The sequence below is a fragment of the Chryseobacterium sp. IT-36CA2 genome, from assembly GCF_949767875.1.
GTDB lineage: Bacteria > Bacteroidota > Bacteroidia > Flavobacteriales > Weeksellaceae > Chryseobacterium.
Map to the genome: position 1 here is coordinate 1 of NZ_CATKPG010000026.1, position 17,135 is coordinate 17,135.

A 17,135-nucleotide genomic window follows, 5' to 3' on the forward strand; every position below is an offset into this window, starting at 1 on the left:
TGCAGAGAGAAAAATTTTAAACATTTGTTTGGAATGTTCGGCGAGAGGGGTTGAAAGCTGGAGAGTTTGGGGGTGAAAGGGGTTTTCAGGAGTAATGAGTAATGAGTAATGAAAGGTATACCTATATATATTATACAATAATAGATATCTTTCTAGAAATATTCTTTTTCCAAGTTGGGGATAAAGCCCGCTTCTATTGAATCGCCAGATACAATTAACCACAGACTGCACGGATTTGCACAGAGAATAATAGATACAATATATATAAGAGAGGTTATAATAGCAGAAATATTATGCATCGTAAGTAAAATGCTTCGACTCTGCTCAGCATGACACTGCTAATACTTACTGCTAAAAAAGCTTAGACATTATCCTGTCATTTTACTTGCTTTAAGGCTCTCGTAAATAAGTTGGGATTCTTGCGGAATGACACAATGGGAATAGCAGGATATCTCCACACTGGTTTGTATAGGAATGATAGATTTAAAAACTTCAACCTGATTACCGAAACCCAGCAACCAGGAACCCGTAACTTTATAACCCATCATTCATCACTCATTATTCATAATTCATAATTTATAATTGACTCCCCTAGCCCTGATAGAAATGGTTACCCCGCAGTATGAGTTGGTGGGTGGGTTTGGGCGTGGGGTGCGCTGGCGCGAGGAGTAGGAATGGATAGCAGGATGAAGCTCCTGAGAATGGTGGAGAGTGAGAGGGGCTGAGAGTGAGGATGATTGTAAGTAGGTTTGAGAGAGATGGAGAAGTGAGATACTAAGAGGTAAGAATAGAAATTCTGATTATTTTAAGGACCTGCGTTAAAAGAAGCGCTTGATCAACATCTTATAGGTATAGTAGCCCAATAAACATCCGATAGCATCTGCTACGATATCCAAAGTTTCCATTGATCTGCCTAATCCCATTTCTTCCTGCAGAATTTCTGTAAGGAATGCATAGATAAGGATGATCTGAAAGAAGTATGAGAATTTTATTTTGGGAAATGCAGCAATAAAAGAAAAACCCAAGGCTGCAAATATGCTTAAATGCAATACCTTATCGATACCGCTGAACATAAACCAGTATTCCTGGTTTTCTTCTCCGGGCTTGAGAAGCATATAAGTAAGAAATGCCCAATAAATGGGCAATATCTTACTAAATATTTTTGAAATCTTATCCAATGATTGCTTTGTAATCATCTGCAGAAAGTAACTCAGACTGATCTGCCCCATCAGCAATTTCCAATTTGATGATCCATCCATCTCCATAAGGATCTGTATTTAACAATTCTGGCTGACCTTCTAAGTCTTCATTAAATGCAATAACCTTTCCTGCGATAGGTAAGAATAGATCTGAAACAGTCTTTACTGCTTCTACACTTCCGAAAACATCTCCTCCATTAAGATCATCATCTACAGTATCTACATCTACGTATACGATGTCTCCAAGTTCTCCCTGAGCAAAGTCTGTAATACCAATTGTAGCTACATTACCTTCGATCTTGATCCATTCGTGATCTTTCGTGTACTTTAATTCTGATGGTGTGTTCATTTTTTAATTTTTATTTTGTACAAATGTATTCAAAAATATACTAGCTTCAAATATTGGATATAAAAAAAGTCCTTCAAAACTGAAGGACTTTTAAGTTTGTATCTTTTTTAGAATCCGCCTCCGGATTCTCCGAATGTAAATGTGGCAGAGATACCTGCTCTGATCGTTGACAGTGGAAATGCTGTGGAGATCTTATACTTTGAGGTCATCTGTTCGTAGAATACTCTCAGGTTAAGATTCTCGGAAACATTATAGTCTGCAGAAAGTTTGATATTCATCAATCTCTGTCCTCCTGTTACCTGTGCATCGTTTAGAAGAATATTCATAATGGAGGTTTTGCTGTCTCTTAATGAAATATCTCCTCTGATGTTCAGGTCACTTCCTTTTCCTCTTGTTCCTCGTCCTCTGATGTTAGCTGTTCCCAATCTGAAGTTTCTAATAATATATCCAAGACCTACTCGATATTCTGTATTAGCATCTTCAGTAAGCGTCTGGTTAACTAATCCCAATACCATCATTCTTGTTTTATTATACTCGATTCTGAACTGCATATTATTTCTCATGGTAACATCTACTCCGATGAGGGGTGAGAAAGATTCTACATATCCTACCTGTGCGAATGTATATGGATTGATTTTATCCCCCTCATTTTTAAGTACGTTACCTGCATTATCCACAGTTTGATAGTACCCACCCGGATTACCATGATAATCTACATTACTCTGGATTCCTGTAGCAGTATAAGTTGCTGTATACCCATGTAGGATATCGAACTTCGTAAACTGTCCGCTTATTATCGGAATATTTTTTAATCCCGAGTAAACAATTCTCCAGTTTGGTAATGGGAACCCTGATTTTTTAGGATTACCCATTGGTGTCACAGATTTGCCTTCCATAGCTGCTCTAAAGGCAGGAATCAATACATAAGCATTTCCAATACTGTAATGCTGAGCAAATCCATTGTTATCCAGTGCTCCTGTACCTCCAAGTTGTTGTGACAGGGCTCTTGCATTTTCTCTGATAGCCTGGTAAACTGCCTGCCCATCTTTAAATGAAGTGCTAAGAAGCATTGTTGTGTTGGAATACGTTGTCAATTCGCTGGCAAATGTAAAGCCAGGATCAGGAACTCCGTTATTTGTATAGTTAAATCCTGTATGTGAGAAGTTACTGTTAAAAGTATGCAACACATTTAAATCAATCCTTAAATCATTCATTGGCATTACCTGTAAGTCTGCCCTCAATTCTTTAGTAGACATTCTTTGATATGGATCTGTCATATAATTGGAACCACTCACCCATCCGTTTTCCATTACTGTTCTTCTGATGTCTGCCTGTGATCCAAAAAGGAATCCGATTGTTGGCCCTCCTAGCGTTTGTCCGGATCCATACCAGTTTGGAGCAGACAATAATCCTGGAAGTACAGTACCATTATTTTCAGTGTAGCTTACATTCAACTGTTTGAAAGAGGTAAGGAAGAATGCAGCACTTTGAAGTGGGGTAAGTCTATTTTTAAACTTATACTTTTTATATCTGTATCTGTTCTTCTCCCATTGTTTTGTATAAACATTGTTCAGAGAGTCCATCTCCTGTTTGCGTTTCTGAAGCTTGGCATTTATATTTTTAAAATAATTAAACTGCCCAAAGAACTTAGGAAGGTCTGCAGAACCTGTTACCTGAATAACATTGGTATTCTGTCCCACAGATCCTAAACTTTGCAGCTGATTGGTTTGAGGATCCACAAATCTAAGCAATGAAGTAGATCTTGCAGCCCAGTTATAAGTAAATCCGTATCCTACCTCAGCATCAATGAAATCCAGATAAGGTAAATACTGGAACGGCAGTTTATAATTCAACTGTGCTCTGTGGTTATACAATACAGGTCTTCCAGCTCTGAATACATTTCCAAAAACCGATTTGTTGTCCATCGAGTTTACGTCCAGATTGTCATTAAGGGTTCTGGTTGCTGAATTGATTTCTAGTTTTAATGATTTTGTGAAATTGAACCCTAAACCGTACTGCCATCCAAAGAAGAAGTTTCTGCTTCTGATGACATTGGCATTACTATACATATCTCCACTAAGGATAGCTTCTACATTTCTGAACTCAAGCTCATTGTAATTTCTATCAATTTCAGTTCTGAAAGATATTCTTGTAGGGATAGGATTAAAATTGAATTCCTTCACCCATCTCAAATATTTCGTAGATTTTGCAGTATCGCTGATCATTTTATTGAAAGGCTTAATTACCCACGGTTTAAACGTGTAGTTATAATCAATATATCCTCTCAAATATTGTTTGTAATCTTTTTTTCTATAAATATCTCTGAAATAGTCATCGTTATAAACAGCCGTTACCGAAACGTTTTCAATGTCATAAAACTTAGGCTTTTTATTTGGATTTACTCTTTCCTTATGCATATTAACGACTCCTATACTTCTCTGCTGAGTGTATGTTCTCGCTACTTTTTTCAACTGATCCTTATTGGGTGCCTTATTGAATTCCACGTCGGTATCCAGAGGGTTATATTTCGGATCTTCAATAGTCTGTGAATAAGAATAGTTTAAAGGAATCTTCACTCCTGTTTTTTCCGGAAGGAATTTGTCTAAATTAACAGCAGTATTAATGCTGAATGCTGATTGGGTAGACTGTGTTCTTTCTGCCGGTTTAGAATCAATATTTCCGAAACCAACTGAAGTATAAGATGCATTTGCATTCACTGTTGCAAGATCTCCCATGTTAAAGTTCAGGCTGGCATTTCCTGCATATCCTCCATCATTTTCAATTTCAGAAAGACGGATTTCGTTTACCCATAATATTCTGGTTATTCCGGCACCACCTCTTACATCTGCATTTCTTACCCCAATCATAATGGTGGTAATATTTCCTAAGCTTGGTCTACCTTTAATATAAATATTTTTGAAAGGTTCCTGGTATGCAAGATCCATTGTTCTATTGGTAACCGCTACTCCCGATTTATCTCTCCTGATCTTAGCATCTACAAAATTTTGAACATCGAAATCAACTTCGTTTTCCATTGGCCAGATTTCCATAGGAGCTGTTGCCGTTGTTGGAGTCATTTTTAATGATGATTCATATTCGTAATAGTTATCAGTAGCATCACTTCCGAAACGAATAAAGAATTTGGTTTTCTCATCCATTCCTATTACTCTGTTCAATGGATCGTGAGCGTGTACAAATAATTTCAGCTTTTTGTATCTTCTCATATCCAATGTTGTATTTTTGAATACCCCTCTTGCTTCTGATTTAAGATCAGTTACTTTCATGTAAAGTGAAGCTTCATTTTGTCTCTGAGCTCCTGCATTTCCACTTAATACCTGTCTGTCAATTCCTGGAGGCAATACATACGGAGGCTGGTTCAGTGCATTTTCTTCAATATTTACACTTCCTACTTCAAAGTTCGGATCTGCCACAGTACCTGTTCCTTCTTCTGGTGCGGTAACAACTGTACTGGCGATTTTACTATCATACTTTCTCCAGTCTGATCTTACAAGATCCATTGTTCCGAATCTTAAAGTAGAGGTCTGATCGAACCCTGCCAACATTAATCTTGCAAATCTTACATTGTTCAATACTGAAGGATCATGTGATCCTTCCTGTGGGTCATACTTAGATACCGGGATTCTGAATAAATACCATTTGACATCTGAAGTCTGCCCATTCTGGAATGTTGCTTTTACCGTTTTAACATCTACAATATTATTATTTCCCCCAAGTGTCAAGCTAGGTTGGTCAAGTTTAATAACATACTGGTTATAGTTTTCTGTCTGATCAAGGTTATAATCTTTATTGATATCTTCAGCATCCGGAGTTTGAGAAGCTACGTTCAATGAGTTCGCTTCTGAGTTTCCTTCCGGGTTTCTGAAATATTTGTAACGCTCCACCACTGACGACGCCTGAGATCCTGTAAATTTATCAGAAAGATAGAACACGAAGTCATCCACTGCAGGGTCAGCAATATTGGTTACCGGGTTTACAAATGTATTTCCGAATCTCATTGCTTCCTGATCAGAAGTAAGACCGTCATAACCGGCATCCTGTACTCTTCTGTCATCTCCTTCTGTAGAGAATGCATATAAGATTGGTGGCTGTTTTGGCTGAACTCCCCAATTTGAATTGGTGGTAGATGATGGTGTAACAGGAGTTGGAAGTCCGTTTTCGTATTGCATTTTTCCATCCTTCAGAACATCTTCTGAAACGTTTCCTAAATGCAGTAAAAGTCTTGGATCAGTTCCCAGAGTTTTACCATCGGCATAAGGGTCCATCATCCAGAATTCAACGTATTCAATATTGGAAGCAACGAAGTTCGGAACACTGATTGATCTCATAATTCCTCCCCATCTGCTTTGTACCTGCTCTGTTACTGGGTTTACGTTGTATGGTCCTTTTTCTTTAGGGAAATAAGAGATATCGAAAGTATTGGTGAAAGTTTGCTCTCCTGCTACGAAATCTCTGTTGTTATAAATCTCCGAATATTGTACTCTTCTTGAAGCATGGTTGGATACGGACTGAGGTGTAATTCCTGAAGGCGCTTTTCCTCCAACCCCCCAGAATCTTGGGTCAATATTATACCAAGTTAATAGTCCTCTTCCATACCCACTTGTTAAATCGTCATTGCCAGGCACTGTGTTAAATGGCGGCAAGGTATTTTTTTCTGGTTTTGAAGCTAAGCTCCATGCAGCAGGTTCTTTTAATGAGATCTTCGAGGTGGTTTGCTCAAAATCGTCAATATATGACTGGTTGTTTGTTCCTTTATTCAATCCAGGTATCAGATAGGCGCCTTCCATCTTAAAGTTGATGTTGGATGGGGCTTCGGTTTTTACCATCGGTATTTTATTGGCAAATCTGGTTAGATAAGGAGCCTGATTGTTATACATCAGGTTAATTCCTGCCATGGTATTGTTTACCGCTTCCTGCCCGAAGTTTACTTTCTGGGTCAATGGAGATTCTGAGTAATTGATTACCGTTCCTCCTAAGATAAAGTTTTCACTGAACCTTCTTTCCAAATTTAATCCTAAGAATCTTTTTCTTTGGGTATTAAATGTCAACTGATTTTCTAATGAAATATTAATTGCCTGCCCGGATTGTTTTACATTTTCATTGATAATGGTAACCGTCCCAAGCATGTAGTCTACTGTATAGTCTACACCTTCTGTAAGCTGTACCCCATTTGCAGCCACTTTCACTGATCCCTGAGGAACGTTTACCGCTCCTAAAGAAATACCTTGTCCCTGAACTCCTTTGTAACGGCCTTCCAATGTATATCTTTGAGAAAGGTTACTGGAAAGCACAGACTGCTTTTGTTTGGTATAAAGATCCTGGAAGACATACTGAGGATCACTGGTTCCTAATTTGGATTCCAGATATTTTCCGAAAGGCTGTACTTTGGTAAAGATTACCCTTCCTGTTTCCGGTCTAATGGTAGTTCCGGGAACAAAATCGAAAATACCATCTCCTTTGGATCCGTCTTTGTTATTCTGGATGTCATTATTCATATTAAGACGATCCCAGTTGAATAACTTCAGTAAGTTCTGATCTTTTACAGGGGTATCCGGAAGATAATTTACCTTACCTCCGGTTTTCGGGTCTCTATAGTATACATTCAGAATAAATCCGTCCTGTGCTACCTGACCTGCATCTATTGAATAGATATTCTTCATCATCAGATCCCACATAGGAGACTGAGTGTTCACTTTATTATTTACTCTTAATACTTTTGTGATCAGCACTGGGCTTTCTTCAGAAAATTCCCCTACTTTGTATACTTTGTTGCTTCCATTAACAGTATAAGAATATGAAACAGCTAAAAGCTGCTGATCATTTAGTTTTTGATTTAATGAAATATATCCAAGCTGTGGCTGAAAGGTAAACTCATTAGCATTAAGCTTTCTCGCTTTTGTATTGTAGATAAATTGTTCTCCATTATCATAAGGCGTAGGGTCTCCCGGAAGCACCTGTCCCTGGAAAATAGTCCCATAGTTTTTTCCAGCTTCTCTGGATCCTGCTACTGATGAAACCCCATCATATAAACCGTTCAGAGAGTTATCAGGTAAAGTAAATCCACCAGCTGCTTCCCCAAGGTCTCTAATCCCGATAATACTTTTCTGATAAGCAAGATTACTATTCCCTTGATCAAGTACCCAAACTTCCATTCTAGTAATATTGATGGTTGAGTTGATCTGTGGATAATTAATTAAGGCATCATCATATTTGTTCAGGAAATAATGTCCTAAAAAGAAGTGTTGGTTTTCTTCATAATCAATGGCATTGACTTTAAAGTTGTTCATAACCCCACCACCCTGTACGACAATATTACGAGCCTCACCCTGTTGTTGGGAAAGAACTACTGTTCCAAATGTTTTTCCTAACTGGAATTCGGTTTTCACCCCGAACAATGATTGTGAGCCACGGATCAGACTGGTTGAAAGCGGCATATTTACGTTACCAAATTCAACTCTTTTAATGATTTTATCTTCTCCTCCTTCATTGGGTTTATCTACATTTCCAAGACCTTTGCTTTGAAGGTCTTTCCAGCTTCCTTTTGCCTGCCAAACAAGGTTCATTCTGTTTTCGAAAGCAAAACCACTCTGGGTATCATAATTGGCTTTTAACTGAAGGTTTTCCCCTACCTTACCTAATAATCCCAGCTGAATTCTCTGATCAATATCAAAGGTAAAATTGGTCCTGTTTTGAGGCAGGATCATCGGGTTGTCAATTTTTTGGTAAAGTCCGGCAAAATCCAGAGATGCATACCCTGAAGGAATGATTTCAATTTTATTACCTCCGAAAATGGTTTCGAAAAGCCTGTTATTGATCATTACAGAAGGGATAAGTCCCTTCCTCCTTGCATCTGATTTGTCTTTTCTGAAAAGGAGGTTGTACTTATCAGATTTCTCCTTATAGTAAGCTTTAGTCTGGGTAGCGAGCATATATTGTTTATACTCTTCCGGAGACATTGCTGTAGGAGGACCTGTAATGGTATTTCCGATTTTGGGATATACGTAGTACATCCCGGTTTTTATGTCGTAATAGGCTTCATACCTCGTAGGGTCAGCCACTTCATATTGTTTTCTTATGATCGCCGTATCTCTCTGTACCTGTGCAAAAGCACCGACAGACATAAACAGGAACGACAGGAACAAAAATATGTTAAGATGCTTAATATTCGCCACCAAATGTTAAATGTTTTTTAAGATTTGTTTAACCAATTCTTCCACCGAGATGTTTGGATTTTGTTTTATTATTCTATCCGCAATCTTCTCACTCGCACGCTTAGGAATTCCTAAAACTTCTAATGCAGATAACGATTCTTCCTTGATTTTATTATCTACCATCACAGAAATGTTCGCATTCGGATCGCTGTATTTCTGTACTTTATCTTTAAGATCTACAATAATTCTTTCGGCCGTTTTTGCACCAATTCCTTTTGCTTTTTGAATCAACGCACTGTTTCCGGAAAGGATTGCAGAAGCGATCTCATCAAGGCTTAACGTAGACAGCAGGATAAGTGCCGACACAGCTCCCACTCCATTAACACTAATTAACAGATTGAACATTTCTTTTTCTGAACGTGTGTTAAATCCAAAGAGGAGATGAGCATCTTCACGAATGATCTGCTGGATAAATAAAAAGGTCTGCTGATTCAAAACCAGCGTCTGTGAGGTCATCAAACTGATTCCCACGTAGTAACCAACCCCTTGTACATTGATGACTGCGTAGGTAGGCGTAAGTTCTTGAACGTTGCCTTGTAAAGAAAATATCATTATTAATTTTTAAAACTCCCAAATATAGCAATTTAAACTAATTAATGTTTTCATTTCACGTGCGAATGATTTTTAACTTAATTTTTAGGTAAGAATTCAATGAATTAACATAAAAGCAAAAGACTCCAAAATATGGAGTCTTTTATTATCTCAACACGGTTTAAAGTGTCATTTTTTAATAAGAAAATCTAATTTAGTTTGATTTCTTTTCTCTTCTTTGAGCATCAAGAACAGCAATGGTAGCAAGGTTTACAATTTCATCTACGCTTGAACGCATCTGAAGTACGTGTACTGGCTGCTTTAATCCCATCAATATTGGTCCAATAACCTGTGCTACTTTCATTCCTCTCAGAATTTTGTAAGAAAGGTTGGCACTTTCCAGGTTCGGGAAGATGAAGGTGTTGGCAGGTGTAGTTCCTAATTTTGAGAAAGGATAATCGCTCAGGTGATCTGCATTCATTGCAAAATCCGGCTGAATTTCACCATCCACAACCATTTTAGGGAATTTCTCATGAAGGATGCTTACTGCTTTTGCTACTTTTTTAGAAGTTTCAGAGATCGCAGCGAAGTTTTCAAATCCAAGCATTGCAATTCTTGGTTCGATAGCGAAAGATTTCACTGTAAATTCTGCCATTTTAGCAATATTTACAAGATCTTCTGATGTAGGATTCTGGTTGATAGATGTATCTGCGAAGAAAATAGGTTTCTTTTCAGATAGAATCATCATCATTGCCGCTACTTTATCTACTCCTTTATCTTTTTCAATCACTTCAAGAACAGGGCGTAAAACTGAAGTATAGTTTTTTGAGAATCCTACGATAAGACCGTCAGTATCTCCGTGTTTCAGCATCAAAGGTCCGAAATAGTCTCTCTGACGTACATATCTTTTGGCTTTGTACTCGTTCATTCCTTTTCTCTGACGAAGTTTCCAAAGGGTTTCTCTGTATTTTTTTCTGTTTTCTTTCTGATCATCATCACTTGGATCAATGATGGGAACATCCAGAGTAATTCCGTAACGCTCCATTTGCTCCTTGATGTATTTTTTATCTCCTAAAAGACTTGGGTAAGCAATTCCTTCTTCATACAGAATCTGAGCAGCTTTCAATACATTGTATTCTTCAGCATTTCCAAGGGTGATTCTTTTCGGATTGGATTTTGCACGGCTCTGCATCATTCTTACCAATCTTTCATCTCTACCCATTCTATCTAAAAGCTGGTGTTCGTATTCTTCAAAATCCGTAATGGTTTTTCTTGCAACACCACTTTCAATAGCTGCTTTTGCCACAGCGCTTGATACTTTAGTGATCAATCTGTTATCAAAAGGTTTTGGAATAAAGTATTCTCTTCCGAACTGAAGGTTTTGAACGTTGTATGCTAAAATTACAGCTTCAGGCACTGGTTCTTTTGCCAAATCAGCAATCGCGTGTACTGCTGCAAGTTTCATTTCTTCATTAATTCCTGTAGCTTGTACATCTAATGCACCACGGAAGATATAAGGGAATCCTAATACGTTGTTTACCTGGTTAGGATAATCACTTCTTCCTGTTGCCATGATTACATCTTTACGGGTTTCAAGAGCAAGATCGTAAGCAATTTCCGGATCAGGATTAGCTAAAGCGAATACGATAGGGTTTTCGTTCATGCTCAAAAGCATTTCCGGAGTCATTACGTTTCCTTTTGACAATCCTACAAAAACATCAGATCCTTTTACTGCATCTTCTAATGTTTCAATGTCTGTTTCAACGATGAAATCTAGTTTTTCAGGAGTAAGGTTTTCTCTTTTATGATTGATAACTCCCTTACTGTCGCACATCAGGACGTTTTCTTTTTTCAATCCTAATGAAATATAAAGCTTGGTACATGCAATAGCTGCTGCACCCGCTCCGTTCACCACCATTTTCACTTTATCAATATCTTTATTGGCAATCTGCAGAGAGTTGATCAATGCAGCTGCTGAGATAATTGCTGTTCCGTGCTGGTCATCGTGCATCAAAGGAATATTCAATTCCTCTTTCAGCTTTTGTTCTATATAAAAAGCTTCAGGAGCTTTAATATCTTCCAGGTTGATTCCTCCAAAAGTAGGAGCAATACCTTTTACAATTTCAATAAATTTATCAGGGTCTTTTTCGTCGATCTCAATATCAAAAACGTTGATATCTGCAAAGATTTTGAATAAAAGTCCTTTCCCTTCCATTACCGGTTTTGAAGCTTCAGCCCCGATGTCTCCCAGTCCAAGTACGGCAGTACCGTTAGAAATTACTGCTACCAGGTTTCCTTTTCCTGTATAATCATACACAGTTTCAGGCTTATCATGAATTTCCATACAAGGAACTGCTACTCCCGGAGAATAAGCCAGCGAAAGGTCTCTTTGAGAAGAGTGTGGCTTTGATGGGATAACTTCAATTTTTCCTTTGGGTTCTGCTTTATGATAATCTAGCGCGGCCTGGCTAAAGTTCTTTCCGTCACGATTGTTGTTACTTGACATAAAATTTTGTTTTTTGTTAAAGTATGTATTTAATGTGGTAATCTACTAAGCTTTCAATTGGTTTCTGAACTACATGTCCCACATTTAAATTAAGCTCTGCTGCTGCAGAACGTAGAATATTTTCATAATAATATGCTATTGATCCTATGAAATTGATCTCCGCTTCTTTTGATTCTTCATAAGGAAGAACCTGGAATTCGAAGAAGCTCAGCATTTCATCAAAAACCATTTTCTTAAAATAAGGATGATCCTTTCTTTCTACAACAAATTTATTGAAATTAGCGAGATAAGCATTAGGCATGGAAGTATGGTACATGTTCTTAAGCACCTCTTCAATGGAAAGATGATAAGTATCTTCAAATTCTTGATGAAGGTCATCCGGAAGTTTCTGCATGAAATATCTTCTCACCAGCTGTTTTCCTATAGAACTGCCGTTTCCGTCATCCATAAGAAAGCCAAGCGAAGGAAGTTTCACTTTCAGATCTGTTCCGTCAAAATAGCAAGAATTGGATCCTGTTCCAAGAATACATACTATTGCAGGTTTTCCGTTATATGCAGCATAAGCTGCGGCAGTAAGATCTTCTTTCACTATTATTTCGGCTTTGGTAAAAACCCTTTGAAGTTCTTTTTGAATAATTGCACGGTTGGATGCAATTCCACATCCTGAACCATAGAAAAAGACTTTAGTTATAGAGTTTTTGACAGCACCAAGATTTGTATTTTTTTCTATTTCCGGTACAATAAGTTCTGCTTTGGTATTATTAGGATTGAAACCGATTGTTTCTGTTTTTAAAAAGACTTTTTGAAAGTCATCCAAAATCACCCAATCACATTTTGTAGAACCACCATCAACAATAGCAACCATGTTTATCATTTTTATTTTAAGGGTGCTAAATTAGGAATTTATCTTCAATTAGCATTTAAAACAATCTGGAAGCTGTCTAAAATCATTAATGTTTAATCTGTGTTTTTTTTTCGTTGAATTGTATTAACCAATCTTCTATTTCATCTTCCAGATAGGAAGTCTGTAATACCATAGCATTGATAAAATCATCAGGCACTGGTTCTCCTTTGGAGTTTTCAAGATTCCACAATTCGTTTGACATATTTTCATATTCGGAATACACTCTTTTGAAGCGGGAATTTTCTTTCTCAAGAGCCTCAATATTTTTCTGTTGAAGCTGGAATTTTCTGTATTTGTTTTGACTTTTCATACAAATATTATTAATAATTGGTCATAAAATGTTGGAGTATATGCTCTTAATCGTGCACTACAAGATAGAAAAAACCATCAACACAAGAAGTTGAAAATGAATTTATTATCAGGTCTTTATTACATCATTCTGAGTATTAAAATTAGAAATAATTTTTATTAAAAAAAATATTTTAACAACTTTTTTCAGTGTTTAACATATAGTTATAAATTTGCACAATCATATTGTGAAGTTCTCCGGTTATTGATATTCTAAAACAATTCTTAATAAGAGAAAAATATAATAAAGCATTTGCCTTTTCAGATTGCAGCTGTTTCATTACTTACACAATCTGTACAAATATTTTTTAGATTAAAATTGAATGAAAGAAATACTCATACGTCAGAAACAGGTTTTGTTCTTCATCATTGCAGGAGGGCTGAGTGCTATTGTAGAAATAGGCAGCTTTAAGATATTCAGTACCTATCTTCCTCATTTTTTTGTTAGAGAGACTAACTTCTATGGAGTACATTATCCTTTAAGTAATATATTTTCTACCAGCTGCGGGATTATTACCAATTACTTTCTGAGTATCTGGTTTGTTTTTGAAAGAGGAAAACATTCCAAGAGAAAAGAGTTCGCTTATTTTATGGTAGTATCTTTCTTTTCTACTTTACTCAGTTTAGGTTTTTTCCAGATATTCTACAGCTTTATATTTAAAGATAATATCAATTTATTTTTTTATACCTTGAGCCCGGAAATGATCAGTAAAATTGCTGCAATTGTGCTGGTTTCCATTCTGAATTATTCGATAAAGAAGAAAGTAATTTTTAACGGTTAAGCTGTGACAAAAATTTTAAATTATCTCTGGAGATTCTGGCTGCTGCTGTTGGCTTTTTTTCTGACGGTTATTATCGGAATCCCGGTCTATATTTTATCCTTTAATAAAAAGCATTATAAATACGGATATAAACTTGTCAGACTCTGGTGTTTCGGGATGTTCTACGGAATGGGTTTCAGATATGACCTGATTAAACTTTCGGAGCAGGAAAAAGATAAGAATATACCTTATGTATTTATTTCCAATCATACTTCCATCATGGACATTATGCTTGTCTGCATTCTTTCTCCACATCATCCGATCTGTTTTGTAGGAAAAAAAGAGCTGGTAAAGATTCCTATTTTCGGAACCATATATAAAAGAATCTGTGTCATGGTAGACAGAGCAAGTGCCAAAAGCCGTGCAGATGTATACCGCAGATGTGCAGAGAAGATGGAAGAAGGCAACAGCATTGCTATTTTTCCTGAAGGTGGTGTCCCTGATGATACTTCTATTATTCTTGATGATTTTAAGGACGGCGCATTTATGCTGTCATCAAAACATCATTCTCCTATAGCTGTTTATACCTTTGTGGGACTCAAGGAAATGTTCCCGTTTGAGAACTCAAAAGGCTATCCTGGACGAGTAAAGGTATATTTCAATGGAACCATGGAGCCCACTGATTCGCCAAAAGACTTAAAGGCAGAGGCTTATGAGAAAATAAAAAAAACCTTAATTAGGTATTCCGTTGAAAGGAAATAGTTATATTTGTTTGTGAAATCTATAATAAATATGTCAAATTATTCTAAACAAACCAATTGGGCTCAATTCATTCCGTTGGTTACTGTATTCTTCTTTTGGGGATTTGTAGCCGCCAGTAATGATATTCTGATCCCTGTTTTTCAAAAAGCCTTCAATCTATCCCAAACTGAAAGTATGCTGGTACAGATATGCTTTTATGTAGCGTATACTGTAGGTTCTTTAATTTATATGCTTGTATCAAAGAGCCTGAAACAGGATTTGATCAATAAAATCGGGTACAAAAACGGTCTTATTGTGGGACTTCTTATTTCCGCAATGGGAACTTTATTGTTTTATCCGGCTGCCAATATGCATTCTTTCCCTCTAATGATCTCCGGATTATTTATTGTAGGTTTAGGATTCTCTCTTCAGCAGATTGTTGCCAACCCGCTTGCTATTGAAGTAGGTCCTACAGAAACAGGATCTCAGCGATTAACAATGGCTGGAGGTATCAACAATTTAGGAACTACCATAGGACCGCTTATTGTTGCGTTTGCTATTTTTGGTTCTGCCGGCGCTGGTAATACGGAAGCAAGTATTGAAAGTGTAAAAATACCTTATCTGATATTAGGAGCAGCTTTCGCTCTTGTAGCTTTAATGCTTAAATTTTCCTCTCTTCCTGCTGTAACTCCTACTAATACTGAGAATACAGATGATAAAACTCCGGGAGAGCATAGAACATCAGCTTTCCAGTATCCTCAATTGGTTATGGGAATGATCGCAATCTTCGTGTATGTGGGGGTGGAAGTTTCTACAGCAAGTAACCTTCCCGCTTATATGGAAAAGAATTTAGGATTTGAAACCAAAGATGTAGCCCCTTATATTTCTTTATACTGGGCATCATTGATGATTGGCCGTTGGACAGGTGCTGTAGAGGCATTTGACGTGAATGCAGGTTTCAAAAAGATCTTAAGATTTTTAGCTCCTTATCTGGCATTTGGTGTATTTTTATTTGTAAACGCACTTGCTAAGCATGATCTTTCTCCATTCTATGTATATGGGTTTATTATTATTGCGATGATCATCTGTGATATCTTAAGTAAAGGAAACCCAGCAAGAATGCTTCTGATCTTCTCTTTAGCAGGGATTACAGCTTTGCTTATAGGGATGTTTACTACGGGAATGGTATCTGTGTATGCATTTACGAGTGTAGGTCTTTTCTGTTCTACTTTATGGCCATGTATCTTCGCATTGGCGATCAACGGACTTGGAAAGCACACCAACCAAGGTTCAGGATACCTTATTATGATGATTATGGGAGGAGGTATCGTAAGCTTTATACAGGGTTATATTGCAGATCTTATCAATATTCACTTTAGTTATATCGTAGGGGTGATTTGTTTTGCTTATCTTGCATTCTATGCGATCCGTGTGACTGGGATTCTAAAAGCTCAGGGCATTGATCTTAATAAAATATCTAAAGGTAGTGGTCATTAATATAACAAAAACAATATATAAAAAGAAACGATTTTGGGCAGGTATATTACTTGCCCAATTTCTTTTGTTCTATGTCTTCTCAAAATCAGGGATCATGATTTCTTTTTTTGAGAACTTTTTTGAGCTTCAAAAAGAAATTCACCAGATGCTATTCAGCTGGGTTCCTTTTTCTATGGGAGATCTTATATATATTGTGCTGGGAGTTCTCCTTTTGTATTATGTAATCACTTTATTCAGGAAGGAAAGAAGAAGTAACTCTTTAATCAGAATCCTGATGATCATCAATATTTTTTATTTTATTTATCAGGTATTTTGGGGAATGCTGTATTTCCAGACTCCTATCATCAAAAAATTGGCGAGCCAGAAAGAACCGGAAATAGAAAAAGCAAAAAGGCTTGCTATTACCTATCTTGAAAAATGTAAAACAACACGGCAGTCTGTAAAAGAAGATGGCAATGGAATATTTATCATTACCAACCTTACCTCTATACAAAAAGAAATTCTATCTCAACAGACAAAGCTGCCTTCATATATTTCGGATAAAAAAACACCTCAAGTATTAGATATTAAACCCAGTTTATTCAAAAATATAATGAGTTTTACAGGGATTTTGGGATACTACAATCCTTTCACCGCAGAAGCTCAGTATAATCCTGAACTGCCCCATACATTCATTCCTTTTACCACTGCCCATGAAAGCTCTCATCAGCTTGGTTTTGCGCGCGAGCAGGAGGCCAATTTTGTGGGGTATTTAATAGGAATTCATTCCAATAATTTGGAGTTGAGATACAGCACTGAGTTTTTTACTTTAAAGAGTCTTTTAAGATTTATCGTGGAGGAAGATCCCGAGTTTGTAAAGAATATTCTTCATCAGTATTCTCCTGCTATGAAAAGAGACAGGGCTTACGAAAAGAGCTTCGTTTTAAGCCATCAGGGCTGGCTGGATGATTTCTTTGGATTTACCAATAACCTGTTCCTGAAAAGCAATCAGCAAGAAGGCTCTGTTACCTATTCTTACTTTATAGATCTTCTCTTAAACTATGAAAATACATAAAAAAAGAATCGTATCA

Annotated in this window: 11 protein-coding genes; 4 read left to right on the forward strand and 7 right to left on the reverse strand. The window is 36.9% G+C overall.

The genetic code is table 11. The features are described 5' to 3' along the window. Positions 1-818: 818 nt before the first annotated feature. The 7 genes from ACM6F9_RS21525 to ACM6F9_RS21555 form a co-directional block, all read right to left on the reverse strand. On the reverse strand, positions 819-1,196 hold the full coding sequence (locus tag ACM6F9_RS21525; RefSeq protein ID WP_414847556.1) for a VanZ family protein: 378 nt from the start codon (positions 1,194-1,196) through the stop codon (positions 819-821). Next, a complete protein-coding gene (gene gcvH, locus ACM6F9_RS21530) occupies positions 1,171-1,548 on the reverse strand; it encodes a glycine cleavage system protein GcvH (protein WP_414847557.1) in 378 nt (125 codons plus the stop codon). The genes ACM6F9_RS21525 and gcvH overlap by 26 nt, the downstream gene beginning before the upstream one ends. A 107-nt stretch (positions 1,549-1,655) precedes the next feature. Continuing rightward, positions 1,656-8,687, reverse strand: a complete 7,032-nt coding sequence (gene sprA, locus ACM6F9_RS21535) for a cell surface protein SprA (RefSeq protein ID WP_414847656.1) — start codon at positions 8,685-8,687, stop codon at positions 1,656-1,658. 57 nt (positions 8,688-8,744) lie between these two features. Further along, on the reverse strand, positions 8,745-9,329 hold the full coding sequence (gene ruvA, locus ACM6F9_RS21540) for a Holliday junction branch migration protein RuvA (RefSeq protein WP_105703328.1): 585 nt from the start codon (positions 9,327-9,329) through the stop codon (positions 8,745-8,747). A 193-nt stretch (positions 9,330-9,522) separates the two neighbouring features. Further along, positions 9,523-11,814 carry an NADP-dependent malic enzyme gene (locus tag ACM6F9_RS21545; RefSeq protein WP_414847558.1) on the reverse strand — a complete coding sequence of 764 codons (2,292 nt, stop codon included), beginning with the start codon at positions 11,812-11,814 and terminating at the stop codon, positions 9,523-9,525. Positions 11,815-11,830: 16 nt separating this feature from the next. Further along, positions 11,831-12,679, reverse strand: coding sequence for an ATPase (locus tag ACM6F9_RS21550; protein WP_414847559.1), 849 nt, complete (start codon positions 12,677-12,679; stop codon positions 11,831-11,833). An 85-nt stretch (positions 12,680-12,764) separates the two neighbouring features. Beyond that, positions 12,765-13,028: a hypothetical protein gene (locus tag ACM6F9_RS21555; protein WP_089696488.1), complete on the reverse strand. Its 264-nt coding sequence runs from the start codon at positions 13,026-13,028 to the stop codon at positions 12,765-12,767. A gap of 361 nt (positions 13,029-13,389) precedes the next feature. Between ACM6F9_RS21555 and ACM6F9_RS21560 the strand changes: the two genes are divergently transcribed. The 4 genes from ACM6F9_RS21560 (at position 13,390) to ACM6F9_RS21575 (ending at position 17,119) form a co-directional block, all read left to right on the forward strand. Then, positions 13,390-13,848 carry a GtrA family protein gene (locus ACM6F9_RS21560; protein WP_414847560.1) on the forward strand — a complete coding sequence of 153 codons (459 nt, stop codon included), beginning with the start codon at positions 13,390-13,392 and terminating at the stop codon, positions 13,846-13,848. 3 nt (positions 13,849-13,851) lie between these two features. Beyond that, complete coding sequence (locus ACM6F9_RS21565) at positions 13,852-14,589, forward strand: lysophospholipid acyltransferase family protein (RefSeq protein ID WP_414847561.1); 738 nt, start codon at positions 13,852-13,854, stop codon at positions 14,587-14,589. Between the two features lie 30 nt (positions 14,590-14,619). Beyond that, complete coding sequence (locus tag ACM6F9_RS21570; RefSeq protein WP_414847562.1) at positions 14,620-16,065, forward strand: MFS transporter; 1,446 nt, start codon at positions 14,620-14,622, stop codon at positions 16,063-16,065. Positions 16,066-16,156: 91 nt separating this feature from the next. Beyond that, positions 16,157-17,119 (forward strand): DUF3810 domain-containing protein, encoded by a 963-nt coding sequence (locus ACM6F9_RS21575; protein ID WP_414847657.1) that lies wholly within the window; start codon positions 16,157-16,159, stop codon positions 17,117-17,119. Positions 17,120-17,135 lie beyond the last annotated feature (16 nt).